Raw genomic sequence first — 24,559 nt, 5'->3', positions numbered from 1 at the left:
CGGGTCGTCGTCCGATCAGGACGGTCAGCCGGCCCGGCCGGCCGGTCGAGCCGGCCGGCCGGGTCAGCCGATCAGGGGGCTTCCAGCGGAAGCGTCCGGCCGAGGACGGCGAACGGGCGCGGGTCGCCGGTGAACTGGTAGTGGCGCAGCACGTCGCCGAAGCCGACCCGGCGGTACAGCTTCCACGCCCGGGTCGGACCCTCCGGCGTGGACAGCAGCACGGCCTCACCGGGCGCGCCGTCCAGCAACCGCCGCAGCAAGGTCTCGCCGAGCCCGCCACCCTGGCTGTCGGGGCGCACGTGCAGCTCGGTGAGCTCGAAGTAGTTCCGCATCCACTGCTCGGCCTCGGCCCGCGGGGTGACGGTCAACATGCCGCGGAAGACCTGCTCGTGCCACCACTGCCCGGGGACGCCCAGGTAGCCGTAGCCGATGCCGACGAGCTGGTCGTCCTGGTCGAACGCGGCCACGCAGCGCCAGCCGGCCCGCATCATGTGCGCCGACCACATGGGAGCGCGCTGCTGCGCGGTGGACGGGGGGTAGCCCATCGCGTCCACGTAGACCTGTAGCGCTTCGGCCAAGCGTGCCCTGAGCTGGTCTGCGGTCAGCTCGACGATGCGGTCGATGTGCGGTGAGGGCGCGGCTGTCACGAGCCGAACACTAGAGGGTCCGGCAAGGCCCGTCGGCGTCCGGTCTCGGTCGGCGGTGCACCCGGCCGTGCGCCGGGACTTCCCCGTCGCCGCTGGTGGGCGCGGCGGTACCGACATGACTCGAACAGGTGATCTACGGATCCATGCTTGAGCGCGCAGCCGCTCCGGTCTAGTCTGGACCCAGTCGAACTGAAGTTCGAGTACGCCGGGCCCGCGCCACGGGTCCCGGGCTCGCGGGGCTTCGGTTCGCGCGTCACGTCCGGTGGCGGGGTGGGGGAAGCACCTCGCCGCCGGGCGGCCGGCTTCCCCCCGGCTCACCACGCCCACCGCGATCCGGCGCTCCGGCACCGGATCGGCACCGTCGTGACCGAGCGGAGAACACCGATGTCCCAGCACCTGCCCACGTCCCGGTACCGGCGCGGACCGCTGCCCATCCCGGCACAGCGGCGCCCGTCCGACGCGCCGCTGCGGCAGCGGTGCGCGAACCCGGCGCACCGCGGTGACCGGCGGAAGGAGGGCGCGGACTGGCTGCCGGTGGCCGAGCCCGCCGCGCCCGCGGGTGCCCGTTCCCTGCTGGCGCAGGCCCGGGCGTGCCTGCTCGACGCGCAGGACACCGCGAAGCCGACCGAGCGGTACGTGTTCGCGCACCTCGCGGCGTTGCGGGCGGCGACGGCCGTCGTGCTCGCCCGGTCCTGGCGGCACCGCTCCCGGCGCGGCGGCAGCGTGTGGCTGCAGCTCACCGAGGTCGCGCCGGAGCTGCGCGAGTGGGCCGCCCACTTCACCGCGGGCTCGCTGCGCCGCGCCGCGGCCGAGGCGGGCAGCCCGGGGATCAGCCCGGGCGAGGCCGAGATCTGCCTGCGGCACGCCACCGAGTTCGTCGGCGTCGTCGAGCGCGGCGTGTCCGGGGCCGCCCGATGACCCTGCGCCCGCCCGCCGACCTCACCATCGACACCGGCCGGATGCTGGAGCTGATCGGGGTGGAGGGGCAGCTGCTGACCGCGGCCACGCACGACGTGCACCCGGACGCGCGGGTGCCCGGTGCCTCCGGCCGGACCGTGGCCGAGACGATCTGGTTCCTCGGCGGGCAGTGCGAGGACGCGCTGACCTGGCTGGGGGCCTCCGAGCAGGACGCGAGCGCCTGGGTGGTGCCGGATCCGGCGAGCCTGCGGGAGGTCACCGGCCGGTTCACCGCCCGCCTCGCCGAACTGCTCGCCGAGTTCGGCACCCGGCCGCCCGAGGACGCCTGCCCCACCTGGTGGCCGGAAGAGCATTCGGTGCGGTTCTGGATCCGCCGGGTGCTGCACGCCACCGCGGTGCACCGGGTCGACGTGCAGGGCGCGGCGGGCGTGCCGCGCACCGACATCGACGTGGACGTGGCGCTGGACGGCATCGACGAGGCGTTGCGGTTGTGGCTCGGCTACCGGCTGCACGCGCTCGGCATCCACGCGACCCGGCCGTGCGTGGTGGGCGTGTCCACCGCCGGGGCGGACTGGCTGGTGCGGGCCGAACCGAACCGCACGACGGTGCAGCGCACCGCGCCCGGTGAGCACGGGTCCGCCGACGTGGTGCTCAGCGGTGCTCCGGAGCAGCTCTACCTCTGGCTGTGGGGCCGCCTGCCGGACCGCGAGATCACCACCGAGGGCGACCAGGACGCCACCGCCCAGCTCTGGGCCCTCCTCCGCCTCGCAACGAGATGACCCACCACCCCGGCCCGCACCAGGCACTGCCAGGTCTTCAGCACCGTTCTCCCGTCAGCGGCGAAGTCGCTGAACGACCGCCTGAGCAACTCGCACCGCAGCGGGCTCTCAGCGGTTTCCTCGCGAGGACGGCGTTGGCCTGTGGCGGAGAGCCACCGGTGAAAACGATCCCGCAGCGAGAACGCCGCTGAGGTTCACCCACCCCCCACGCACGAGGAGCCCGATCAGAGCGAGATTCAGAGCCCCGAGAGTTGGGTTCGGAGGGTGTCCAGTCCCATCGACCCCAGCTCCAACGCCCGCCGGTGGAAGTCCTTCGAGTCGAACGCCGCCCCGTAGCGGGCGCGCGCGTCGTCCCGCGCTGCTCGCCACAGCCGTTCGCCGATCTTGTAGGACGGCGCCTGCCCGGGCCAGCCGAGGTAGCGGTCGATCTCGTCGTGGACCTGGGCGGGTTCGGCGACGGTGCGGGTGAGCATGAACTCGGCGCCGAGTTCCGGGGTCCAGCGCTCCCCTTCGTGGAATCCGGTGCCTGCGGGGATCTCCAGCTCGAGGTGCATGCCGATGTCGACGATCACCCGCGCGGCGCGGAACAGCTGGTCGTTGAGCATCCCGAGCAGGTCGCCGTCGTCTTCGAGGTAGCCGAGTTCGCGCATCAGCCGCTCGGCGTAGAGCGCCCAGCCTTCGGCGTGCCCGGAGACGACGCAGGCGAGCCGCTGGAACTTGTTGAGCCGCTCGGCCTGGTGCACGGCGGTCGCGATCTGCAGGTGGTGGCCGGGGACGCCCTCGTGGTAGACGACGGTGGTCTCGCGCCAGGTGGGGAACTCCTCGCGGTCGGCGGGCACCGACCACCACATCCGCCCGGGCCGGGTGAATCCGTCGGTGGGCCCGGTGTAGTAGGCGCCGACGCCGCCACCGGGCGGGGCGATGCGGCATTCGAGGGCCATCAGTTCGTCGGGGATGTCGAAGTGGGTGCCGCGCAGGTCGTGCAGCGCTTGGTCGGACAGCCGCTGCATCCACTGCTGGAGGCCGTCCTGGCCGTGCACCCGGTAGCGCGGATCGGCGTCGAGCTGGGCGGCGGTCTCGGCGAGGGTGGCGCCGGGGCGGATGCGGTGGGCGACCTGCTTCATGTCGGCTTCGATGCCGGCGAACTCGGCCCAGCCCCATTCGTAGGCTTCGCGCAGGTCGAGGGCGGCACCGGTGAAGTACCGCGACCACAACCGGTACCGCTGTTCGCCGACGGCGTCGGCCCGCGGTGCCCGCGGGGCGAGGTCGGTGCGCAGGAACCCGGCGAATTCGGCGTAGCTGCGCGCCGCACCGGCGGCGGCGGAGTCCAGTTCGGACCGCAGCGAGTCGGGGACGTCGGCGCGCCCGACGAGGTCGGCGAAGTAGGAGTCGCGGCCTCCCGCGCCCGCCCAGGTGTCGCACTGCTCGGCGACCTTGGTGACCTGGCGGAGGGAGGCGACCTGGCCGCGGGTGGCGGCTTCGGTGAGCCCGGCGCGCAGGTCGGCGACGGCGGCGGGCAGCTGTTCGAGGCGGCGCGCGATGGTGCGCCACTGCTCGGGCGTGTCGGTCGGCATCAGGTCGAAGATCTGGCGGAGGTTCTGCACGGGGCTGGCGATCACGTTGAGCGAGGCGAGGTCCTCACCGGCGTCGTGCAGTTCGACGTCGAGCCCGATGCGTTCTTCGAAGACCGCTTTCGCGGCGCGCTCGCCCGCGTCGGCGGGTTCGGCGGCGGTCATCTCGGCGAGTGCGCGGCGCGCCAGTTCGGCGCGGGCGCGGTGCCCGTCGGGCGAGTAGTCGGTGAGCAGCTCATCACCACCCGGAAGGCCGAGGGCCGTCGCCTCGATCGGGTCCAGTTCGGCGAGTTCGTCGACGAAGCGGTCGCTGATCTGGTGGACGCCACTGCGCTCGGATGCCATGGGGCGAAGGTTATCGCGCCGGTGGGGGCGCCCGGCCACCTTCGGTGTCCGGCGGTGATCGCGCGGCGACCGCGGAGCACGGCGATCAGTCCGGGCCGGTGCGAGCATCACCGGCGTGCGAGGGGAAACGATGCGCACCGGCCGCCGTGCCGGGCTGGGGTTGCTGCTGGTGCTGGTCGGCACGTTGCTGAGCGGGTGCCTGCACACGACGGCGTCGGTGTCGCTGAGCGAGGACGACAAGGCTTCCGGCACGTTGGTGCTGACCACCGACACCCCGGACGGCCAGGTGCCGTTCCGGCTGCGCCCGCCGGATGATCTCGCGGACCGGGTGCAGGTGGCGCCGGTCGAGGAGCAGGGCCGGGTGGGGTCGCGGTTGACGTTCCAGGACTTGGAGTTCGACGAGCTGGAGCGGCTCAGCAACGCGTTGAGCCCGTCGGAGTCGCGCTACCAGCTGCACGTGGAACGCCGCGGTTCGCTGGTGGAGTTCACCACGATGCTGGACTTGACGCCGCTGGCGGACACCGATTCGTCGGTGCAGATCGAGCTGACCGCACCGGGCGAGATCACGTCGACGAACGGCAAGGAGACGTCGGGGGTCGTCACCTGGGCGCCGGAGCCGGGCGAGGTCAGCCAGCTCAACGCGACCTTCCAGTACGCGGGCACCGGGATCGGCGTCGGCTGGGCCTGGACGATGGGGCTGGCGGCGCTGGTGATCGGCGCGGTGGTGGTGATCGGGTTGCTCGCGCAGCGCACGCACGAGCGGGACCTCGCCGAGACCCGCGATCGCGTGCCGTGACCGGTGGTCGCGCTGGGCGTCCGGCCCCGTGCGCCGCCCGAGGGGGCGCGTCGCGCAGGATGGTGCCCGTGCCCATCAAGGAATCCGCACCGCAGCTGAACGACCCCGCGGACACGACCACCGAGGACGCCGTGGACTCCGATCTTCCCGGTCAGGTGCAGCGCACCCTCGCCGAACACCTGGACTCCCGGCTCGCCGAGTGCGCCGAGCTGGACGCCGGGTTCGCCGCCGCGGCGCACGAGGTGAGCCGGTTCGTGCTCGGCGGCGGCAAGCGCATCCGGCCGACGTTCGCGTGGTGGGGCTGGCGCGCCGCCGGAGGTGCCGCGTCGGGTCCGGCGGCGGAGGCGATGCTGCGGGTCGCGAGCGCGCTGGAGCTGATCCAGGCGTGCGCGCTGGTGCACGACGACCTGATCGACGAGTCCGACACCCGCCGCGGCCGTCCGACGGTGCACCGCGAGTTCGCGCACGCCCACCACCGGGAGCGCTGGGCCGGGGGTGCCGCCCAGTTCGGGATGAGCGCGGCGGTGCTGCTGGGCGATCTGGCGCTGGCCTGGGCCGATGACATGCTGCACTGCGCCGGGGTGGAGCCCGCGGCGCTGGCCCGCGGGCTGGGTCCGTGGCGGGCGATGCGCACCGAGATGCTCGCCGGCCAGTACTTGGACGTGTTCAGCCAGGTCCGCGGCGACGAGACGCCGGAGGCGGCGCTGCGGGTCGCGGAGCTGAAGTCCGCGTCGTACACGGTGGCGCGGCCGCTGCAACTGGGCGCGGAGATCGCCGGGGCGGACGCGGGAGTGCTGGCGGCGTTGGAGGACTTCGGCCACGACATCGGGGTGGCGTTCCAGCTGCGGGACGACCTGCTCGGCGTGTTCGGCGACCCGGCGGTGACCGGCAAGCCCGCCGGGGACGATCTGCGGGAGGGCAAGCGCACGCTGCTGATCGCGGAGGCCCTGCGGGTGGCCGGCGACCGGGGCGATGCGGCGGGTGCCGCCGAGCTGCGCTCGGTGCTGGGCGACCCGGACGTGTCGCCGGAGCGGATCGACTCGGCCCGCGAGGTGCTGGTGCGGCTGGGCGCGCAGCAGGCCGTGGAGGACCGGATCGCGCAGCTCACCGCCACCGCGCACGCCACGTTGCGCGCAGCCGACTTGGCCGAACCGGCCGCGACGCGGCTCGGGGAGCTCGCGGAGGCCGTCACCGACCGGACGCACTGATGCGCCGCGTCCCGGGCCGCACCGAGCACGTCGTGGTGGTGGGCGCCGGGCTCGCGGGCCTGGCGTGCGCGCTGCACCTGGCCGGGGCGGGCCGTTCGGTCACGGTGGTGGAGCGGGAGTCGCTGCCGGGCGGGCGCGCAGGCCTGCTGGAGCTGGACGGCTACCGGGTGGACACCGGGCCGACCGTGCTGACGATGCCGGAGCTGGTGGACGAGGCGCTGGCCGCGGTGGGTTCGTCGCTGGCCGAGCGGCTGGAGCTGATCCCGCTGCACCCGGCGTACCGGGCGCGGTTCGCGGACGGTTCGGCGCTGGACGTGCACACCGACGGTGCGGCGATGGAGCAGGAGGTGCGCCGGTTCGCGGGACCGGCGGAGGCCGCCGGGTACCGGCGGCTGCGGGGCTGGCTCACCGAGGTGTACCGCGCCGAGATGGGCCGGTTCATCGACGCGAACTTCGATTCCCCGCTGGACCTGGTCGGCCCGGAGCTGGGCAGGCTGGCGGTGCTGGGCGGATTCGGGCGGCTGGGCCCGGCGATCGGGCGGTTCCTGCGCGATGAGCGGCTGCGGCGGGTGTTCTCGTTCCAGGCGTTGTACGCGGGGCTGGATCCGCGGCGGGCGCTGGCGCTGTACGCGGTGATCTCGTTCATGGACACGATCGGCGGGGTGTGGTTCCCGCGCGGCGGGATGCACGCGCTGCCCACCGCGCTGGCGGACGCGGCGGCCGCGGCCGGGGTCCGGTTCCGCTACGGCGCCGAGGTGCGGCGGCTGGAGCGGCGCGGCGACCGGGTGGTCGCGGTGCACGCCGGGGAGGAGCGGATTCCGGCGGACGCGGTGGTGCTCACCCCGGACCCGCCGGTGGTGCACGGGCTGCTCGGCGGGCGGCAGCGGCGGTTGCGCTGGTCGCCGTCGGCGGTGGTGGTGCACGCGGGCACCACCCGCTCGTGGCCGGGGACCGCGCACCACACGATCTCGTTCGGCGCGGCCTGGGAGCGCACGTTCACCGAGATCATCCGGGACGGCCGGTTGATGAGCGATCCGTCGCTGCTGGTCACGCGGCCGACGGCGAGCGATCCGGGGCTGGCCCCCGCGGGCCGGGAGCTGCACTACGTGCTGGCGCCGTGCCCGAACCTGCGCACCGCCGGGTTCGACTGGGAGCGGATCGGCCCGGCCTACCGGGACGAGCTGTTCGCGGCGTTGGAGGCGCGGGGTTTCGACGGGTTCGCGGACTCGGTGGAGGTGCAGCGCGTGGTCACGCCGGCCGGGTGGGCGGCGCAGGGGCACGCGGCGGGCACCCCGTTCTCGGCAGCGCACACCTTCGCCCAGACCGGGCCGTTCCGGCCGCGGAACCTCCTGCGCGATCCGGAGAACGTGGTGCTGGCCGGTTCGGGGACGACGCCCGGCGTGGGGGTCCCGCCGGTGCTGATCTCCGGGAAGCTGGCGGCGCGGCGGATCACCGGTTGATCTCGGCGCACCGCCCCGTCGAATCCCGCGAACCCGGATTCCGCAACACCGATTCCGGCACCTCGAATTCGGGGGATTTCCCGCGAATTCCGCGCCGCGCACTGCGCCGCGCGAATTCGCCGCTGCCTCACCGGGCGTACTGCGGGCGCAGCGCGTGCCGGGCGCGGGCGGGCCGGGCGGCGGTGAGCGTCTGCGGCAACCGGCCCCACCACGGCCGGGTGACCAACGCGCCGAGCAGCGCGCCGGAGGCGTTCAGCAGCACGTCGTCGGCCGACACGACCCGCCCGGTGAGCACGGTGTACTGCAGGAACTCGATGCCGCAGGTGACCGCGAGCGCGCCCGCGGCGATCCGGCTCCAGCCGCCGAACCAGGACACCCGCACCGGCACCAGCGCGCCGAACGGAGCCAGCAGCAGCAGGTTCCCGACCAGCTGCAACCACGGCAGCAGGTCACCCGGCGAGGCCTGCAGGGCGGCCCCCAGGTCGGTGCCGGGCACCAGCCGCACCGCGACTCCCGCCGGAGCGGGCTGCGGCGCGGCCACCAGGTAGCCGACGAGGCAGGCCGAGTGCAGCAGCACCGCGTCGACGCCGGACACCAGCAGCGCCGGGACGACGGTGAACCGCCTGCTGCGCACGAGCACCGCGAACGCGGCGGCGGCGATCGTGAGCAGCAGGTACGAGGACGCTGCCGGGATCACAGCGCTCCAGGCCGTCGTGAAGGGGCGCAACTGTCGACCTGACCTTCCTGGTCCGGCCGCGCCCGATCGCCGCTGCTGCGCGAAGCGCGGGCGCGGCGATGCGTTCCGAGTTCTCCCCCAGGAGAACATCCGAATGTGAAATCACGTTTCAATCACGGGGCCCATTCGGTGAACGAACTCCCCGGTGCGCCGGCGGACGGCACGGCGAGTGCGGCGCGCTGCCCGGCGGAAACGACGGTGCCGGGCCGCTCGCAGGAGCGACCCGGCACCGGAGTGGAACGGATGTCGGCTGTGGTTCATCTCTCCGGACCGCCGACGGTCCGGAAGCGCGCGGGGCCGGTGGCGCCCGCCGCGGTGGCCTAGAAGCCCATCGCCTGCGCCCTTCGCTTCACCTCGCGACCGCGGTCGCCGCGCAACGCCTCGATGGGCGTGCCGGGGAGCGAATCGTCCGGGGTGAACAGCCAGGTGAGGATCTCGTCCTCGTTGTAGCCGTTGTCGCGGAGCAGGGTGATCGTGCCACCCAGCCCCTTCACCACCGCGGTCTCGGTGAGGAACGCGGCGGGGACGACGAGGATGCCGTCGCGACGCATGGCGAGCAGGTGGCCGTCACGGATCAGCTGGTGCACCCGGGTCACCACCAGGCCCAGACGTTCTGCGACGTCGGGCAGCGGTGTCATCTCCACATCTGGAGCAAGCACATCCGGGGCAGCGGGGATAGCACTCACCTTGAACACGATGCCACAACGCCCCGCCGCGAGCGTGCCCCGGAAGGGTCATCATCGATCCGGTGCACGACGCCCACCGCGACCCACCGGGCGACGGCGCGGTGACGAGCCCTGGAACAATCGTCGCAGGCAAGCGGAATCCCGGCGGTTGGCGGACACACCATGACTCCTGAAACACGACCCGGCGGCGGCTCGGAGCTCGTCGGGACCATGCTGGAGCGCCGCTACCGCGTGGATTCGGTCATCGCGCGCGGCGGCATGTCCGTCGTCTACCGGGGGCTGGACACCCGGCTGGACCGGCCGGTCGCGCTCAAGGTGATGGATTCGCACTACTCGGCGAACCCGTCGTTCGTGGAGCGCTTCGAGCTGGAGGCGCGGTCCGCGGCCCGGCTGCACCACCCGTCCGTCGTCGCCGTCTACGACCAGGGCGTGGACCGGGAGGTCGACGGGGACCGGGTGTACCTGGTGATGCAGCTCGTGGAGGGCTGCACGCTGCGGGAGGTGCTGCTGGAGCAGGGCGCGCTGCCGCTGCCGATGGCGGTGAGCGTGCTGCGCCCGATGCTCTCGGCGCTGGCGGCCGCGCACCACGCGGGCATGGTGCACCGCGACATCAAACCGGAGAACGTGCTGGTCGGGCTGGACGGTTCGGTGCGGGTCGCCGACTTCGGCCTGGTGCGGGCGACCGCGTCGGCGGGCAGCACCACCGGCAACGTCATCCTCGGCACCGTCGCCTACCTGTCCCCGGAGCAGGTGACGACCGGGGACGCGGATGCGCGCACCGACGTGTACTCGGCCGGTGTGGTGCTGTACGAGCTGCTGACCGGGCGTCCGCCGTTCGCCGGGGACACCGCGCTGTCGGTGGCCTACCAGCACGTGAACGCCGACGTCCCGCCGCCGAGCGAGATCACCCCGGAACTGCCGCCCGCGATCGACGACCTGGTGCTGCGCGCCACCCGGCGGGACCCGGCGGGCCGGCCGGACGACGCGGCGGCGTTCCTGCGCGAGCTGGAGCGGATCAGCGCCGAGCTGGGGCTGCGGCCGGTGCCGGTCCCGGTGCCGGTGTCCGAACAGCGCACCGAGATGGTCTCGGCCGATCCGGGCGGGCCGCCGACGGAGCGGATCGCGCCGATCACCGAGGCCTCGGTGCCCGACGCCTACGACCACTCCGGCGGACCCCGCGGGACCCGCGCGATGCCGCGCCCGCCCGCTCCCGAGGAGACCACGCACGAGATCGCGGCGGTGCGCCCGTCGCCCGCCGAGCGCCACGAGCAGGAGCGCAAGCGCGGCGGCCGCCGGTTCGCGCTGATCACGCTGGCGATCCTGGTGGTCGCGGGCCTGATCGGCGGCACCGCGTGGTGGATGGGCAGCGGCCGCTACATCCAGGTGCCGCGGGTGACCGGCGAGACCGAGCAGGTCGCCCAGCAGGTGCTGCGCGGCGCCGACCTCAGCGCCGAGATCAGCAGGCAGCTCGACGACGAGGTGCCCGCGGGCGTCGTCATCAGCTCCTCGCCGAAGCAGGGCGCGCGCATCCTCAGCGGCCAGTCGGTGGAGCTGGTGGTGTCGCTGGGCAAGCCGAAGGTGCCGGACATCGCCAAGGGCACCGAGCTGGAGCAGGCGGAGCAGGCGCTGCGCGACGCATCGCTGCGCCCCGAGCGCGACGCTTCCGCCGACCAGTACGACACCGAGGTGCCGGAAGGCGCGGTGCTCGGCGTCGACCCGGGCCCGGGCACCGAACTGCCGATCAGCTCGACGGTGCGGATCGTGGTCAGCAAGGGCCCGCCGCCGGTGCCGGTGCCGGACGTGACCGGGGCGAGCAAGGACGAGGCGTTCGCCGCGCTCATCGCCGCCGGGTTCGAACCGTACGAGGCGGGCAGGCAGTTCGACTCCAACGTCGAGGGCGACCACGTGATCACCACCGATCCGGCGCCGGAGACGGTCGTGAAGCTGTCCGGCAAGCCCCGGGTGGGCGTGGTGCTGTCCAACGCGGTGACGGTGCCCGACCTCAACGGCAAGCGCACCCAGGACGCGCAGCAGGAGCTGGCGGCGCTCGGGCTGACGCTGGAGGTGCACTCGTTCTTCGAGCGCCCCGACAGCATGATCCTGGGCCAGCTGCCGCTCGCGGGCAGCAAGGTGGAGCCGGGTTCGACGGTCGGCGTCACGGCGCTGTGACCCGGATTTGATCATGCGTTCACCCGGGCCCGGTTGATCACGAAGTGGTCAACCGGGCCCGGTCCCGCCCGGCGGCGGATCACCGTGTGGAAACATGGAGCGCACGATGCCCCCGAGTCCGCCCACCGAGCCGGGCGCCGCGACCGAGGCCCCCCTGGGCCGGAACGGCGCCGGAGCCCCCGTCCCGAGCACTGCTCGCCCCACCGGCGAGACAGCGCGCGAGCTGAGCACCCGCAGCAGGCGATTACCGCTGCGGACCATCGCCCTCGGAGCGATCGGTTCGCTGCTGCTGCTGGCCGGTTCGTTCGGCGGTGCGGGCGTGCTCGTGCACGACCCGATCCTCGGTTCCGGCCCGCTGTCCGCGATGCGCTACGGCCACGGACGCGATCTCGCGCTGGCCGTGCTCTACACCGGTTTCGGCGTGCTGGTGTGGGCGTGGGTGCGGCTGGGCCGCGGGGTGCTGGCGGAGCTGGTGGACGCGCGGGGCGTGCTGGCGGCGACGGCCGCGTGGATCGCGCCGATGCTGATCACCCCGCCGCTGTTCACCAGGGACGTCTACAGCTACCTGGGCCAAGGCCTGCTCGCGCTGCACGGGATCGATCCCTACGCGGTCGGGCCGTCGACGCTGACCGGGCCGATCCCGGACAACGTGCACCCGACGTGGCAGACCACGCCGGCCCCGTACGGGCCGCTGTTCATGGGCATCGCCAAGGGCGTCATCCTGATCGCCGGCGACGGCATGATCTCGAGTGTCATCGTGATGCGCCTGGTGCTGCTCTGCGGCCTGGTCTTGTTGATCTTCGCATTGCCGGGTCTGGTCCGCGAACTCGGGGGCCGGTTGCCGGTGGCGCTGTGGCTCGTCGCGGCCAGCCCGATGACGGTGGTGCACCTCGTCGGCGGGCCGCACAACGACATGCTCATGATCGGCCTGCTGGCGATGGGCACGCTGCTGATGCTGCGCGGCAGGCACAAGAGCGGGATCGCGCTGGTCACCCTGGCGATGGCGATCAAGGCGACGGCCGGGGTGGCGCTGCCGTTCCTGGTGTGGATCTGGGCGGCGCGGCTGCCGGGCAACCGCTGGCAGCGGCTGCTGCGGGCGGGCACCGCCTCGGTGGCGATCTTCGTGCCGGTGTTCGCCGCGTGCATGGCGCTGGCGAAGGTCGGGTTCGGCTGGCTGCCCGCGCTCTCCGCGCCCGGCATGATCGTGAACTACCTGTCCGCGCCGACCGGCATCGGCCAGGCCGTGCACGGGCTGGTGTCGCTGTTCGTCGAGGTCGACCGCGGCCCGTTCGTCGAGGTCGGCCGCACCCTCGGCTCGCTGGCGCTGGCCGGGGTGCTGGTGTGGCAGTGGTGGCGCGCCCAGGACGGTGGCACCACCGCGGTGCGCCGGGCCGCGATCGCGCTGCTCGCCGCCGCGCTGCTCTCCCCGGTGGTGCTGCCCTGGTACCTGACCTGGAGCGTGGCGCTGGGCTGCGCGCTGCGGTGGACGCCGCGGGCGCTGTCCTACGTGGTGGGGGCGTCGGTGGTGCTGGTGCTGGCGTACTACCCGGACGGCGAGCAGGCGATGTACAACTGGCCGTTCGTCGCGGTCGGGGCCGCCGCCGCGGTGCTCGCCGCGCTCTCGCTGGTGCGGTTCGACCCGCTGGGGCTGAACCGCTTCCGGGGCGGCCCGGGTCCGGAGGAGCCGCCGGAGCAGGGCGGCGCGGACCGGGAACCGGACGGCGGCCGGACGGCGCAGGTGCCCCAGGTGACCCAGGTGGACGTGATCGCACCGCCCGAGCGGCGCTCCCCCGCCGCGGACGCCACGTCCTAGCCGCACCGAAAACGGGTTGCGGCCCCGCACCCGCCGCCGGGTAGCGTGCGCGGCATGTCGAGCCCCGAAGCGTCCGAGGTGGGGGCTGCCGGTACCGCCGTCAGCCCCCAGCACCCCTGACCGCCTGTTCTCGCCACTTCTGCCGCGTAGTGCTCGGGTGGCGGAACCTCAGCGGCGGTGCCGATGTCTTGGGTGGTCGCTGCTCAGCACTTCGCCGCTGACAGGACACCGACACGACCCGCCGAGCAGATTCAGAGACGGGCGGTGAGCACGCGCCCCTGAGCAACGCAGCGCCCCGAGGCATCCGGCGCCCGCCGAACGTCCGGCTCGCCCGAACGTCCGGCCGGCCCGAGCACTCGGCGCCGCTGCGCACCGGAGCGGCCCGCCGCACCCGCGGGCCGCCCGGTTCGCGCGTTCCGGCTGACGCGGTCACGAGACGTCCCGTCCTCGTCCGCTCGTTCCGGAGTCCTCGATGCCGCTCGTCCTGCCCCTGCTCGCCCTGGCCGTGTTCGCCATGGGCACCTCGGAATTCATGCTCGCCGGCCTGGTGCCGGACATCGCCGCCGATCTCGGCGTCCCGATCGGGTCCGCGGGCCTGCTGACCTCGGCGTTCGCCGCCGGCATGGTGGTGGGCGCGCCCGCGATGGCGGCCCTCGCCCGCCGCCGGTCGGCCCGGTGGGCGCTGCTGGCCTGCCTGCTGGTCTTCGCGGGCTGCCACGTGGTCGGCGCGCTCACGGCCGCGTTCCCGGTGCTGTTCGGCACCCGGGTGGTGGCCGCGCTGGCGAACGCCGGTTTCCTGGCGGTCGCGCTGAGCACCGCGACCCGGTCGGTCCCCGCGGACCGGCAGGGCCGGGCGCTGGCGGTGCTGCTGTCCGGGACGACGGTCGCCACCGTGGTGGGCGTGCCGTCGGGTGCGCTGCTCGGCGCGGTGTTCGGCTGGCGGGCACCGTTCTGGGTCGTCGCGCTGCTGTGCGCGCCCGCGGCGCTGGGCGTCGCCCGCGGCGTGCCCGGCGGGGGCGCGGACGCGGCGGCGGTGCGGTTGCGGGCCGAGCTCGCGCAGCTCCGCGTGCCGCGGCTGGCGCTGGCGATGGGGCTCGCCGCGCTGGTGAACGCGGGGACGTTCGCCGCGTTCACGTTCCTGGCCCCGGTGGTCACCGGGGCGGCCGGGTTGGCGGAGTGGTGGGTGTCGCCCGCGCTGGTGCTGTTCGGCGCCGGATCGTCCGCGGGGGTGGCGCTCGCCGGGCGGCTGTCGGATCGGCGGCCCGGGGTGGTGCTCGCCGTCGGAGGGCCGGTCCTGCTGCTGGGCTGGGTGCTGCTGGCGGTGCTCGCCGCGCATCCGGTGGTGCTGCTGGTGCTGCTGTTCGCGCAGGGCACCGCGGCGTTCGCCGTGGGCGGCACGCTGATCGCGCTGGTGCTGCGCTTCGCCGCGGGGGCACCGGTGCTGGGCGGCGCGTACGCGACGGCCGCGTTGAACGTCGGGGCCGTCGGCGGTCCCGCAGCCGGGGCCGCGGCGCTCACGACGAGCGCGGGCGAGCTCGGGCCGGTGCTGGTGGCGGCCGCGCTCACCGCGCTCGCACTGCTCGCGGCCCTCCCCCGGCTCCGCACCCTCACCTCCGGGTGAACGGCCCGATCGACCAGGCCGACGGGCCGTTCCCCCCGGGTGAGTCCGCGGGTGCGGGCTCGGTGTCCGCCGCCGCCCGGCCGGACGGGGGTGGGCCGGGCGGTGGCGGAAGCCGTCACTTGGAGGGCAGGACCAGCGTCTTCAGGCCGGTGCCGGTGCGGAACTCCTCCAGCGCGGCGGCGTAGTCGTCCAGTCCCGCGGTGTTCGTGATCAGCGCGTCCGAGTCGATCGCGCCCGCGACCAGCAGGTCCCGCGCCCGGTCGAAGCTGTTGTGCACCGCCATCGAACCGACGATGGTGATCTCCTCGTTGTAGACCTTGAACGGGGAGAAGTTCGCGGTCTTCGCCGCGTCCGCGACGCCGAACTGCAGGAACGTTCCCGCCTTGCGGACCCGGCCCAGCCCGTCCTCGATCGCGGCGATGACGCCGGTGGCGTCCACCACCAGGTCCCAGCCCTCGGCCGCCTCGTCCAGCGCGGAGGCGTCGGTGGCGATCGCGCTCACGCCCATCGACTCGGCCACCGCGAGCCGGTCCTGCCTGCGGTCCACGACCGACAGGCTGCGCACCCCGGCCCGCTTGAGCAGCTGCGCCAGCAGCAGCCCCATCGTGCCCGCGCCGTAGATCAGCACGTCGTCGGTGAGGTCGTGCGGGGCCTTGTCCAGCCCGTGCACCGCGCAGGACAGCGGCTCGATCAGCGCCGCCGCGGTGGGCGAGATGCCCTCCGGCAGCGGGTAGCACTTCTTGGCCTGCACCTTGACGTACTCGGCGGCACCACCGGGCGAGCTGATGCCGATCGCCTGCCACGGCTCGCACAGGTTGCCCTTGCCCTTGCGGCAGTACCGGCACTCCCCGCAGGGCAGCGACGGGTCCACCGCGACGGCGTCGCCCTCGGCGAGGCGGGTGACCTCGCTGCCCACCGCGACCACCCGGCCGGCCAGCTCGTGGCCCGGGGTGATCGGGTAGTTCACCACCGGGATCTCCCCGTCCACCAGGTGGAGGTCGGTGCCGCAGAGCCCGCAGGCGTCCACCGCCACCACGACATCGTTCGGGCCCGGGGTGGGATCGGGCACCGTGGTGACCGTGATCTGACCGGGTCCTTCGACGACGACCGCACGCATGCCGGCCATCCTTTCCTCTCGCCTCTCCCCGAACGGGCGGGCGCGCCCGTTCGCTCCTTGCACGAGGTACCCGCCTCGCCTCCCGACCGGACCGGGAGGCGGGACCGCACCTCCGCCGGATCGCGATCCGGGGGGCATGGCGGCGGGGGGGGGGGGGGGGGGCCCCCCCCCCCCCCCCCGCCCCCCCCCCCCCCGGGGGCCCCGGGCCGCGGCCCCCCGCGGCCGCCGCCGGTTCACCCGAGGTGAACCGGTCCGATCACTTGAGGGCGCCCATGGACAGCCCGCGCACCAGCTGGCGCTGCGCGATCCAGCCGACGATGACCACCGGCAGCACCGCCAGCGTCGCCGCGGCCGACAGCCGCGCCCAGTACAGGCCTTCGCTGGTGATGAAGCCGACCAGGAACACCGGCACCGTGGGTGCGTTGATCGCGGTGAGGTTCACCGCGAAGAAGAACTCGTTCCAGGCGAAGATCGCGCAGATCAGCGCGGTCGCCGCGATGCCGGGGGCCACCATCGGCAGCAGCACCTTGGTGAGCTCGGTGCGCAGTCCGGCACCGTCCACCTTCGCCGCCTCCAGCACCTCGGAGGGCACCTCCTGGAAGAACGAGCGCATCATCCACACCGCGATCGGCAGGTTCATGCCCGTGTAGAGCAGGACCAGCGACCAGATGTTGTCCAGCAGGTGCATGTTCTGCGCGGCCACGAAGATCGGCACGATCGCCGCGACCACCGGCAGCATCTTGGTGGAGATGAAGAAGAACAGCGCGTCCTTGGTGCCCTTCACCGGCCGGATGGACAGCGCGTAGGCCGCGGGCACGGCCAGCACCACCACCAGCAGGCACGAGATCACCGTGGCGATCAGCGAGTTCACCAGGTACGGCCCGAGGCCCCCGTCGAACACCAGCCGGTACTGGTCCAGCGTCGGGGTGAACAGGAACTTCGGGTCGTCGGTGTAGGCGTCGGCCTCCTGCTTGAACGACGTCAGCACCATCCAGAACACCGGGAACACGAACATGATCCCCAGCGCCCAGGCGATGATCGTCAGTGCGGTCCCTCCCGCCGTGCGGCGCTTCATTCCGAAACCTCCTTGCCGGAAATGGCGGTGAAGATCGCGCGCAACGCGAAGGTGGCCACGATGATGGTCAGGATCACGACCACGACGCCGAGCGCGGCCGCCTGGCCGACGTCGAAGCCCTGGAAGACCCGCTGGTAGAGGTAGTACGGCAGGTTGGTGGTGGCGATGCCGGGACCGCCCTGGGTCATCATGAAGATCTCGTCGAACGTGTTGACCACGTAGATCGAGCCCAGCAGCCCGGCGAGCTGGATGTAGCGGCGCAGGAACGGCAACGTCATGAAGCGGAACGTCTGCCAGTGCGTGGCGCCGTCCATCTTGGCGGCCTCCAGCACGTCGCGCGGCTGGCTCTGCAGCCCGGCGAGCACGATCAGCATCATGAACGGCGTCCAGCGCCACACCAGCGCGGCCAGCACCGACACCATCGGGTGTTCCCCGACCCAGTCGATGCCGCCCAGCCCGATCGGGCTGAGCACCGCGTCCACCAGCCCGTAGGTGGGGTTGAGCATGCTCGTCTTCCACAGCAGCGCCGAGGCCACCGGCATGATCAGGAACGGGGTGATGAGCATGGTGCGCACCACGCCGCGCCCGAAGAACGGCCGGTCCAGCAGCAGCGCCAGCCCGACGCCCAGCGCCAGCGACACCAGCACGCAGCCGACGGTGATCACGACCGTGTTCAGCGCGGCGGTGTAGAACTCGCTGTCGGTGAAGACGTCCGCGTAGTTCGACAGGCCGATGAAACCCCACGAACCGGGGTTGAGCAGGTTCCACGAGTGCAACGAGTAGAAGATCGTCGCGAGGAACGGGGCCTGCGTGATGATGATCGTGAAGATCAGCGCGGGCAGCAACGGTCCCCGGCGGGACCACTTCTCCTTGCGGCTGAGGGTCGCGCCCTTGGCCGCGGTCATCTCCGCAGTGCTCATGGCCGGTAGTTCTCCCCCACGGTGTCGGCGTAGCGCTGCGCCTGCTCCAGCGCTTCGTCAGCGGTCTTGCTCCCGGCGATGGCCGCGGACATCTGCTGGCTCACGCGGGTGCCGAGGTCGACGAACTCGGGGATGCGCACGAACTGCAGGCCCTGGTAGGGCGTGGGCTGGGAGCTCGGGGTGGTCTGGTCGACGCGGCTGATGCCGTGCAGCGTCTGCTGCCCGAACGCCGCGGCGGCCTTCTTGTACTCCGGCATCTCGTAGGTGGACTGGCGGCTGCCGGGGGGCAGGTTCTGCCAGCCGAGCCGCTCGCCGACGGTCCGCAGGTACTGCTTGGAGGTGGACCAGGCGATGAAGTCGAACGCCTCGTCGGGCATCTCGGTGGTCTTCGGCACGCCCAGCGCCCAGGTGTAGAGCCAGCTGGCGGGCTTGCCGCCGGGGCCGGTCGGCGCGTTCGCGTAGCCGATCTTGCCGGAGACGGTGCTCTCCTTCGGGTCCTCCAGCGTGCCCGCCGAGGACGTCGAGTCGAACATCATCGCCGCGTTGCCCTGGCCGAACTCGGTGAGGCATTCGGTGAAACCGCTGCTGGAAGCGCCGGGCTCGCCGTGGTCGCGCACCAGGTTCACGTAGAAGTTCACCGCCTCGCGCACCTCGGGCGAGGTGAGCTGCGCGTTCCAGTTCTCGTCGAACCAGCGCCCGCCGAACGAGTTGATCATGGTGTTGAGGGGCGCCATCACCTCGCCCCACCCGGGCAGGCCGCGCAGGCAGATCCCGGCGCGACCGCCGGGGCCGCCGTCGAGCTTCGCCGCCATGTCCGCGACCTGCTGCCAGGTCGGGTTCTCCGGCATCGTCAGGCCCGCCTCGGCGAACAGGTCCTTGCGGTAGTTCAGCAGCGCCGTCTCGCCGTAGAACGGGGCCGCGTACATGTGGCCCTGGTAGGACAGCGAGTCCTTGATGGACGGGATGAAGTCGTCCTTGTCGTACCCCGGAGTCGCGTCCATCCGCGGATCCAGGTCGTGCAGCCAGCCGTTCGCCGCCCAGATCGGCGTCTCGTAGTTGCTGACCATCACCACGTCGAACTGGCCGCTACCGGTGGCCACCGACTGGGTGATCTTGTCCCGCGCCTGGTTCTCCGGCAGCGAGATGAACCGCACCCGCACGTCGGGGTGCTGCGCCTCGAACTCCCCGACCAGGTCCTGCATGTCCTCCATCTGCGGGTTCGACACCACCGCCACCCGCAGCACCCGGCGCCCGTCGCCGGACCCGATCGCTCCCGCTCCCGCGCAACTCGCGGTGAGCAGCACCGCCGCCATCATGGCGACCAGCGACCACCATTTCCTGCCGAAATTCATCGGCATCCCTTTCTGCCGTTGCTCACGCTCGCACCACCCGCGGGCCGATCGCCTCGATGTCCTCGGCGATGCCCTGGTCCAGCCCGGTATCGGTGACCAGCACGTCGACCTCGGAGAGATCGCCGTACCGGTGCAGGGACACCGGGCCGATCTTGCTGTGGTCCGCGAGCAGGACCCGTCGTCGCGCCCCGCGCAACATCAGTGTTTTGATCTCAGCGGAATTCTGGTCCGGAGTGGTGAGTCCCCGATGCAGGGAAACCCCGTCGGTGCCCAGGAATGCAACGTCGGCGAACACTTCCCGCCACCGTTGCGCAGCCCAGGTCCCGACACCTCCGTTGGTGGTCACGCGCACCCTTCCGCCCGGGGTGAGCACCGACAGGTTGGGCCGCGCCGCCAAGGAGACGGCGATGCTCAAGCTGTCCGTGATCACGGTGAGCGGCCGGTCGGCCGGCAGCAGTTCAGCGAACCGGGCACACGTGGTGCCGGATTCGATGAGGATGGCGCCTTCGGCAGGCAGTTCGGCGAGAGCGGCCCGCGCGATGCGGGTCTTCTCGGCGACCATCACGTTCTCTCGGGCGGACAGCTGCGGGTCGAAACTCCACCGCTCCACCGGGATCGCACCCCCGTGCACGCGGTGCAGGAGTCCGTGCTCTTCCAGCACGGTCAGGTCGCGCCTGATCGTCTCCGGGGTCACTTGCAGCTCCCCCGCGAGTCCGGTCACGTCGACGCGGCCCTCCTGCCTCGCACGCTCGACGATGAGCTGCTGGCGTTCACGCGCGTACACCCTGGTCGGTCCTCCGGTCTCGACCCGACTCCGATGCCCGAATCGGTCCGCTTCCATCTGACCGAGTTTGTTTAGCCGGTGTTCACAGCCACCGTCAAGGGTGCACGACCAGCAATAGGACCAGCGCTCGCCCCGATCAGCGCAATGCGAACTCGGAGCGTGACCACAGGAATACGCGCAGAAACAGAAGGACTCGGAAGCAGACGGCGGCAGCGGCCATCCGGCCCAGGATGTGCGGCATCGGCACCACAGGGCCGTCCGGAACCGTGGTCTCGGAACCGATGAAGATCCCATTCGGGCAACGATCGACCGGAGATCGCCGGTCACGGGCCTGCCGGCGGCCGGAACGCGAACGGGCCGGGGTGGTCGCCCACCCCGGCCCGCCGGTCCTCGCGGCCCGCCGCGCGCGTCAGCTGCGCAGCATCTCCGCGACGAGGAACGCCAGTTCCAGCGACTGCTGGGTGTTCAGCCGCGGGTCGCAGGCCGTCTCGTACCGGCCCGCCAGGTCGGTGTCCGAGATGTCCTGGGCGCCGCCGAGGCACTCGGTGACGTCCTCGCCGGTCAGCTCGATGTGGATGCCGCCCGGGTGGGTGCCCATCCGGTGGTGCACCTCGAAGAAGCCCTGCACCTCGTCGACGACGCGGTCGAAGTGGCGGGTCTTGTAGCCGGTGCTCGACTCGTGGGTGTTGCCGTGCATCGGGTCGCACTGCCACACCACCTGGTGGCCGGTGGCGGTGACCTTCTCCACGATCGCGGGCAGCACGTCGCGCACCTTGCCGTTGCCCATCCGGCTGATCAGCGTCAGGCGGCCGGGCTCGTTGTTCGGGTCGAGCCGCTCCACGTACTCCACGGCCATCTCCGGCGTGGTGGACGGGCCGATCTTCAGGCCGATCGGGTTCGCGATCTGCTCGGCGAACGCGACGTGCGCGTGGTCGAGCTGGCGGGTGCGGTCCCCGATCCACAGGAAGTGCCCGGACAGGTCGTAGAGCCGCGGCGATTCCTGCGAGCCGTCCAGCCGCAGCATCGCCCGCTCGTAGTCCAGCACCAGCGCCTCGTGGCTCGCGTACAGGTCCACCGCGTGCAGGCTGGTGTCGTCCACCCCGCACGCCGCCATGAAGCGCAGGCCGCGGTCGATCTCGGCGGCGACGGACTCGTAGCGCTCGCCCGCGGGCGAGTTGAGCACGAAGTCCTTGTTCCAGTCGTGCACCTTCGTCAGCGCGGCCATGCCACCGCTGGTCAGCGCGCGGGACAGGTTCATCGCGGCGCTGGCGTTCGCGTAGGCGCGGATCAGCCGCGACGGGTCGTGCCTGCGGGCCTCCTCGGTGGCGACCAGCGAGTTGACCATGTCGCCGCGGTAGCTGGGCAGGCCGAGCGCGTCGGTGCCGCTGGAGCGCGGCTTGGCGTACTGCCCGGCGAGCCTGCCGAGCTTGACCACCGGCATGCTCGCGCCGTAGGTGAGCACGACCGCCATCTGCAGCAGGGTGCGGATGTTGCCGCGGATGTGCGGCTCGGTGTTGTCCGCGAAGGTCTCCGCGCAGTCCCCGCCTTGCAACAGGAACGCCTCACCGCGGGCGACGGCGGCGAGTTGTCCGCGCAGCCGGTCCACCTCGGAGGGCACGGTCACCGGCGGCACGCTCTCCAGCACCTTGCGGACCTTCGCGACCTGTTCCTCGGGCCACTCGGGCTGCTGTGCGGCGGGCAGCTTCAGCGCCTCGTCCAGGCGGGCGCGCATCTCAGGGGGCAGCGGAGGAAGTTCCGGAAGTTCATCGACCGGAACATCGACGGTCCAATTCACATTTGCCAGGATAGGCCGTGCTGGCCAGTGCTTTTCACCTGGGAGAGACGGAGCGCACGCCGGGCGAATCGATTCACCCGCTCGGCCGCGCGCGGCGACCCGCCCAGGACGTGCGAACGCCGTCCCACCCGGCGGGCGGGACGGCGCCGGTGCGTCAGCCGAACAGCACCTCGGCCTCGGCGTAGCGGGACAGCGGGACGGTCTTCAGCTTCGCCGTCGCCTCCCCCAGCGGGACCCGCACGATGTCGGTGCCGCGCAGCGCCACCATCTTCCCGAAGGCGCCCTCGCTGACCGCGTCCACCGCGTGCAGCCCGAAGCGGGTGGCGAGCACCCGGTCGTAGGCGGTGGGCGTGCCGCCGCGCTGGGTGTGGCCGAGCACCACCGCGCGGGACTCCTTGCCGGTGCGGCGGGCCAGCTCGTCGGCCAGCCAGGTGCCGACGCCGCCGAGGCGCACGTGGCCGAACGCGTCGGTCTCGCCGGTCAGCAGCACTTCCTCGCCGTCCTGCGGGACCGCGCCCTCGGCGACCACGATGATCGGCGCGTACTGCCGTTCGAAGCGCTGCTGCACCCACTCGCAGACCTGGTCCACGCTGAACCGCTTCTCCGGCCCGAGGATCACGTTCGCGCCGCCCGCCAGCCCGGAGTGCAGCGCGATCCAGCCGGCGTGCCGCCCCATCACCTCCACCACCAGCGCGCGGTGGTGCGATTCGGCGGTGGTGCGCAGCCGGTCGATCGCCTCGGTCGCGATGTGCACGGCGGTGTCGAAGCCGAACGTGTAGTCGGTGGCGTCGAGGTCGTTGTCGATCGTCTTCGGCACGCCCACCACGGGCACGCCGTCCTGGTTGAGCCGTTCGGCGACGCCGAGGGTGTCCTCGCCGCCGATCGCGATCAGCGCGTCCACGCCGTGCTCGGCGAGGGTCCGCTTGATCCGCTCGACGCCGTCCTGCTCCTGGTACGGGTTGGTGCGCGAGGAACCGAGGATGGTGCCGCCGCGGGCGAGGACGTCCTCAACCTGCTCCAGGCCGAGCGGCATCGTGAGGCCGTCCATCGGCCCCCGCCAGCCGCTGCGGAACCCGACGATCTCGTGCCCGTGCACCGCGATCCCCTTGCGGGTGACCGCGCGCAGCACGGCGTTCAGCCCCGGGCAGTCGCCCCCGCCGGTCAACACTCCGATACGCGTTCCAGCCGGCATCGTCGCCGCCTCCCTTGATCCGCTCCACGGTGATCTGGATCTCGTCCGGGAGCCTGTCACGCCCTGTATCGGTGCAGCAAGTACTCCGACCGGGCGACGGATCGGGCGCGAACGGCGCGAAGATCGGCGAACTACCTGGTCAGCGCGGCCGGGCGCTCACAGCGGGAACCCGCGCTTGCGCTGCACCTCCTCGATCACCTTCCACCGGGTCAGGTTGTGCCGGGCGTCGGCGAGCGCGTCGTGCGCGTTCGACGGCGCGGAGGGCAGCCTCGGCTTGCCCACGTCCTCCCAGCGCTGCCGCAGATCGCGGGTGAACTTGGGGACCTTCGGCGGCAGCGCGGGCATCGCACCCCACAGCTGCGCCAGCGCCACGTGGTCGTAGGAGGCCAGCCAAGCCCACAGCTCGACGTCCTGATCGCGTGCGGTCAGGAACTCGTAGAGGTCGTCCCGGATCCTGCTCCGCGAGCGCCACGCCCTGTCCGCGGGCGGCGGCAGCTGCGGCAGCACGTTCCGGCGCACCCACTGCCCGGCCTTGGACTCGTCGAACTCGGTGGACACGGCGTAGAACTCGCGGCCGGTCTCGTCCACCACCCCGATCGAGACCAGGTCGATGGTCTGGCCGTCCTCGATGAACTCACAGTCGTAGAAGAACCGCACCGACCCAGCGTAAAGACGCCGCCCACCGGCCAGGACCGGCCCCGGCCGCGGTCACCCGATGCGCGGTGTGCTGGGGGTTCAGCCGGCCTGCGAGCGCGGGAGCCGGTCGGCGCCGCCGGGACCGCCCTGCTGCTGCACGTTCCAGCCCGCGACGTGCTTGCCCTGCGCGGCCAGGTCGTCCTTGGCCTTCGCGGCGTAGACGTCCACGTACTCCTGGCCGGAGAGCTCCATCAGCGCGTACATGATCTCGTCGGTGATCGAGCGCTCCACGAACCGGTCGCCGGCGAGGCCCTCGTAGCGGGAGAAGTCCAGCGGCTCGCCGATCTTCACCTTGACCTTGTGCGGGTACCACATCTTGGAGCCGATGGGGTTGACCTTGTCGGTGCCGAACATGGCGATCGGGATGACGGTCACGTCGGCTTCCAGCGCCATCCGCGCGACACCGGTCTTGCCCTTGTAGAGCCGGCCGTCCGGCGAGCGGGTGCCCTCGGGGTACACGCCGAGGAGCTTGCCCTCGCGCAGCAGCCGCACTCCGGTGTCCAGCGCGGCCTGCGCCGCGGCACCGCTGGAGCGGTCGATCGGGACCTGGCCGACGCCGGAGAAGAAGTACTTCTGCAGCTTGCCCTTGAGCCCGGTGCCGGTGAAGTACTCGCGCTTGGCCAGGAACGTCACCCGCCGCGGCATCATCAGCGGCATGAAGAACGAGTCGGCCACCGCCACGTGGTTGCTGACCAGGATGGCCGCCCCGGATTCCGGTACGTGTTCGATGCCCTCCACCCGTGGACGGCAGAACAGCTTCATGAGCGGACCGAGCACGATGTGCTTCATCACCCAGTACAGCACGCGCCGCTGCCTTTCTGAACACCCGGAATGCCTCGTTCAAGGTTACGGAGCCCGGTCAGCGCGCACAATGCGACC

At 72.4% G+C, this 24,559-nt stretch carries 21 protein-coding genes; 8 read left to right on the top strand and 13 right to left on the bottom strand.

Annotated features, from left to right (window positions below; translation table 11 throughout):
- Positions 1 to 71: 71 nt before the first annotated feature.
- Positions 72 to 647, bottom strand: coding sequence for a GNAT family N-acetyltransferase (locus AC29IT_RS08000; protein WP_358432876.1), 576 nt, complete (start codon positions 645 to 647; stop codon positions 72 to 74).
- Between the two features lie 384 nt (positions 648 to 1,031).
- On the opposite strand from AC29IT_RS08000, the gene AC29IT_RS07995 reads away from it, so the two are divergent.
- Both AC29IT_RS07995 and AC29IT_RS07990 read left to right on the top strand, forming a co-directional pair.
- A complete protein-coding gene (locus AC29IT_RS07995; RefSeq protein WP_358432874.1) occupies positions 1,032 to 1,565 on the top strand; it encodes an SAV_6107 family HEPN domain-containing protein in 534 nt (177 codons plus the stop codon).
- Positions 1,562 to 2,344: a maleylpyruvate isomerase mycothiol-dependent enzyme family protein gene (locus AC29IT_RS07990; protein ID WP_488218292.1), complete on the top strand. Its 783-nt coding sequence runs from the start codon at positions 1,562 to 1,564 to the stop codon at positions 2,342 to 2,344. Before AC29IT_RS07995 ends, AC29IT_RS07990 begins: the two co-directional genes overlap by 4 nt.
- 236 nt (positions 2,345 to 2,580) lie before the next feature.
- On the opposite strand, the gene AC29IT_RS07985 is transcribed toward AC29IT_RS07990, so the two are convergent.
- Entirely contained in the window at positions 2,581 to 4,260 is a 1,680-nt protein-coding gene (locus tag AC29IT_RS07985; protein ID WP_488218291.1) for a DUF885 domain-containing protein, read from the bottom strand.
- A 115-nt stretch (positions 4,261 to 4,375) separates the two neighbouring features.
- Here AC29IT_RS07985 and AC29IT_RS07980 point away from each other — a divergent pair, with 115 nt between their 5' ends.
- From AC29IT_RS07980 to crtI, 3 genes are read left to right on the top strand one after another with little or no spacing between them, the layout of a single operon-like run.
- Positions 4,376 to 5,056, top strand: a complete 681-nt coding sequence (locus AC29IT_RS07980) for a DUF3153 domain-containing protein (RefSeq protein WP_488218290.1) — start codon at positions 4,376 to 4,378, stop codon at positions 5,054 to 5,056.
- Positions 5,057 to 5,115: 59 nt separating this feature from the next.
- Complete coding sequence (locus tag AC29IT_RS07975; protein WP_488218289.1) at positions 5,116 to 6,264, top strand: polyprenyl synthetase family protein; 1,149 nt, start codon at positions 5,116 to 5,118, stop codon at positions 6,262 to 6,264.
- Positions 6,264 to 7,724 carry a phytoene desaturase family protein gene (gene crtI, locus AC29IT_RS07970; RefSeq protein ID WP_358432866.1) on the top strand — a complete coding sequence of 487 codons (1,461 nt, stop codon included), beginning with the start codon at positions 6,264 to 6,266 and terminating at the stop codon, positions 7,722 to 7,724. Before AC29IT_RS07975 ends, crtI begins: the two co-directional genes overlap by 1 nt.
- 127 nt (positions 7,725 to 7,851) lie before the next feature.
- Here the strand turns inward: crtI and AC29IT_RS07965 are convergent, their stop codons facing one another.
- Entirely contained in the window at positions 7,852 to 8,421 is a 570-nt protein-coding gene (locus AC29IT_RS07965) for a VanZ family protein (RefSeq protein ID WP_358432864.1), read from the bottom strand.
- 359 nt (positions 8,422 to 8,780) lie between these two features.
- On the bottom strand, positions 8,781 to 9,146 hold the full coding sequence (locus AC29IT_RS07960) for an Rv2175c family DNA-binding protein (protein ID WP_224955337.1): 366 nt from the start codon (positions 9,144 to 9,146) through the stop codon (positions 8,781 to 8,783).
- 162 nt (positions 9,147 to 9,308) lie between these two features.
- Here AC29IT_RS07960 and pknB point away from each other — a divergent pair, with 162 nt between their 5' ends.
- From pknB to AC29IT_RS07945, 3 genes are all read left to right on the top strand, one after another.
- Positions 9,309 to 11,315 (top strand): Stk1 family PASTA domain-containing Ser/Thr kinase, encoded by a 2,007-nt coding sequence (pknB, locus tag AC29IT_RS07955; RefSeq protein ID WP_488218288.1) that lies wholly within the window; start codon positions 9,309 to 9,311, stop codon positions 11,313 to 11,315.
- A gap of 106 nt (positions 11,316 to 11,421) precedes the next feature.
- Positions 11,422 to 13,128, top strand: a complete 1,707-nt coding sequence (gene mptB / locus AC29IT_RS07950) for a polyprenol phosphomannose-dependent alpha 1,6 mannosyltransferase MptB (protein WP_488218287.1) — start codon at positions 11,422 to 11,424, stop codon at positions 13,126 to 13,128.
- A 472-nt stretch (positions 13,129 to 13,600) separates the two neighbouring features.
- Entirely contained in the window at positions 13,601 to 14,749 is a 1,149-nt protein-coding gene (locus tag AC29IT_RS07945; RefSeq protein WP_488218286.1) for a Cmx/CmrA family chloramphenicol efflux MFS transporter, read from the top strand.
- 115 nt (positions 14,750 to 14,864) lie between these two features.
- Here AC29IT_RS07945 and AC29IT_RS07940 read toward each other — a convergent pair whose 3' ends face one another.
- The 9 genes from AC29IT_RS07940 to AC29IT_RS07900 form a co-directional block, all read right to left on the bottom strand.
- Positions 14,865 to 15,866, bottom strand: coding sequence for a zinc-dependent alcohol dehydrogenase family protein (locus AC29IT_RS07940; protein WP_358432856.1), 1,002 nt, complete (start codon positions 15,864 to 15,866; stop codon positions 14,865 to 14,867).
- 256 nt (positions 15,867 to 16,122) lie between these two features.
- On the bottom strand, positions 16,123 to 16,941 hold the full coding sequence (locus AC29IT_RS07935; protein ID WP_358432854.1) for a carbohydrate ABC transporter permease: 819 nt from the start codon (positions 16,939 to 16,941) through the stop codon (positions 16,123 to 16,125).
- Positions 16,938 to 17,861, bottom strand: a complete 924-nt coding sequence (locus tag AC29IT_RS07930; protein ID WP_488218285.1) for a carbohydrate ABC transporter permease — start codon at positions 17,859 to 17,861, stop codon at positions 16,938 to 16,940. Before AC29IT_RS07930 ends, AC29IT_RS07935 begins: the two co-directional genes overlap by 4 nt.
- On the bottom strand, positions 17,858 to 19,213 hold the full coding sequence (locus tag AC29IT_RS07925) for an ABC transporter substrate-binding protein (protein ID WP_358432852.1): 1,356 nt from the start codon (positions 19,211 to 19,213) through the stop codon (positions 17,858 to 17,860). Before AC29IT_RS07925 ends, AC29IT_RS07930 begins: the two co-directional genes overlap by 4 nt.
- A gap of 22 nt (positions 19,214 to 19,235) precedes the next feature.
- Positions 19,236 to 19,997 (bottom strand): DeoR/GlpR family DNA-binding transcription regulator, encoded by a 762-nt coding sequence (locus AC29IT_RS07920; protein WP_358432850.1) that lies wholly within the window; start codon positions 19,995 to 19,997, stop codon positions 19,236 to 19,238.
- 409 nt (positions 19,998 to 20,406) lie between these two features.
- On the bottom strand, positions 20,407 to 21,792 hold the full coding sequence (locus AC29IT_RS07915; protein ID WP_358432848.1) for a class II 3-deoxy-7-phosphoheptulonate synthase: 1,386 nt from the start codon (positions 21,790 to 21,792) through the stop codon (positions 20,407 to 20,409).
- Positions 21,793 to 21,946: 154 nt separating this feature from the next.
- The gene (locus AC29IT_RS07910; RefSeq protein WP_358432846.1) at positions 21,947 to 22,984 is read right to left on the bottom strand and encodes a 6-phosphofructokinase; all 1,038 of its coding nucleotides are present in this window, start codon (positions 22,982 to 22,984) and stop codon (positions 21,947 to 21,949) included.
- Positions 22,985 to 23,140: 156 nt separating this feature from the next.
- Positions 23,141 to 23,641 (bottom strand): polyadenylate-specific 3'-exoribonuclease AS, encoded by a 501-nt coding sequence (locus AC29IT_RS07905; protein WP_358432844.1) that lies wholly within the window; start codon positions 23,639 to 23,641, stop codon positions 23,141 to 23,143.
- A 78-nt stretch (positions 23,642 to 23,719) separates the two neighbouring features.
- Complete coding sequence (locus tag AC29IT_RS07900; RefSeq protein WP_358432842.1) at positions 23,720 to 24,484, bottom strand: lysophospholipid acyltransferase family protein; 765 nt, start codon at positions 24,482 to 24,484, stop codon at positions 23,720 to 23,722.
- Positions 24,485 to 24,559: the final 75 nt, after the last annotated feature.

Source organism: Saccharopolyspora sp. MMCC62, assembly GCF_057736575.1.
This window is presented reverse-complemented; position numbering and strand designations above follow the sequence as displayed.

Bases quoted from the DNA above. Each gene is read 5' to 3' on its own strand.
- AC29IT_RS07990 (WP_488218292.1), top strand. From the start codon at position 1,562: ATGACCCTGCGCCCGCCCGCCGACCTCACCATCGACACCGGCCGGATG.
- AC29IT_RS07930 (WP_488218285.1), bottom strand. From the start codon at position 17,861: ATGAGCACTGCGGAGATGACCGCGGCCAAGGGCGCGACCCTCAGCCGC.
- AC29IT_RS07910 (WP_358432846.1), bottom strand. From the start codon at position 22,984: ATGCCGGCTGGAACGCGTATCGGAGTGTTGACCGGCGGGGGCGACTGC.
- AC29IT_RS07935 (WP_358432854.1), bottom strand. From the start codon at position 16,941: ATGAAGCGCCGCACGGCGGGAGGGACCGCACTGACGATCATCGCCTGG.
- AC29IT_RS07985 (WP_488218291.1), bottom strand. From the start codon at position 4,260: ATGGCATCCGAGCGCAGTGGCGTCCACCAGATCAGCGACCGCTTCGTC.
- pknB (WP_488218288.1), top strand. From the start codon at position 9,309: ATGACTCCTGAAACACGACCCGGCGGCGGCTCGGAGCTCGTCGGGACC.
- mptB (WP_488218287.1), top strand. From the start codon at position 11,422: ATGCCCCCGAGTCCGCCCACCGAGCCGGGCGCCGCGACCGAGGCCCCC.
- AC29IT_RS07940 (WP_358432856.1), bottom strand. From the start codon at position 15,866: ATGCGTGCGGTCGTCGTCGAAGGACCCGGTCAGATCACGGTCACCACG.
- crtI (WP_358432866.1), top strand. From the start codon at position 6,264: ATGCGCCGCGTCCCGGGCCGCACCGAGCACGTCGTGGTGGTGGGCGCC.
- AC29IT_RS07995 (WP_358432874.1), top strand. From the start codon at position 1,032: ATGTCCCAGCACCTGCCCACGTCCCGGTACCGGCGCGGACCGCTGCCC.
- AC29IT_RS07945 (WP_488218286.1), top strand. From the start codon at position 13,601: ATGCCGCTCGTCCTGCCCCTGCTCGCCCTGGCCGTGTTCGCCATGGGC.
- AC29IT_RS07975 (WP_488218289.1), top strand. From the start codon at position 5,116: ATGGTGCCCGTGCCCATCAAGGAATCCGCACCGCAGCTGAACGACCCC.
- AC29IT_RS07925 (WP_358432852.1), bottom strand. From the start codon at position 19,213: ATGAATTTCGGCAGGAAATGGTGGTCGCTGGTCGCCATGATGGCGGCG.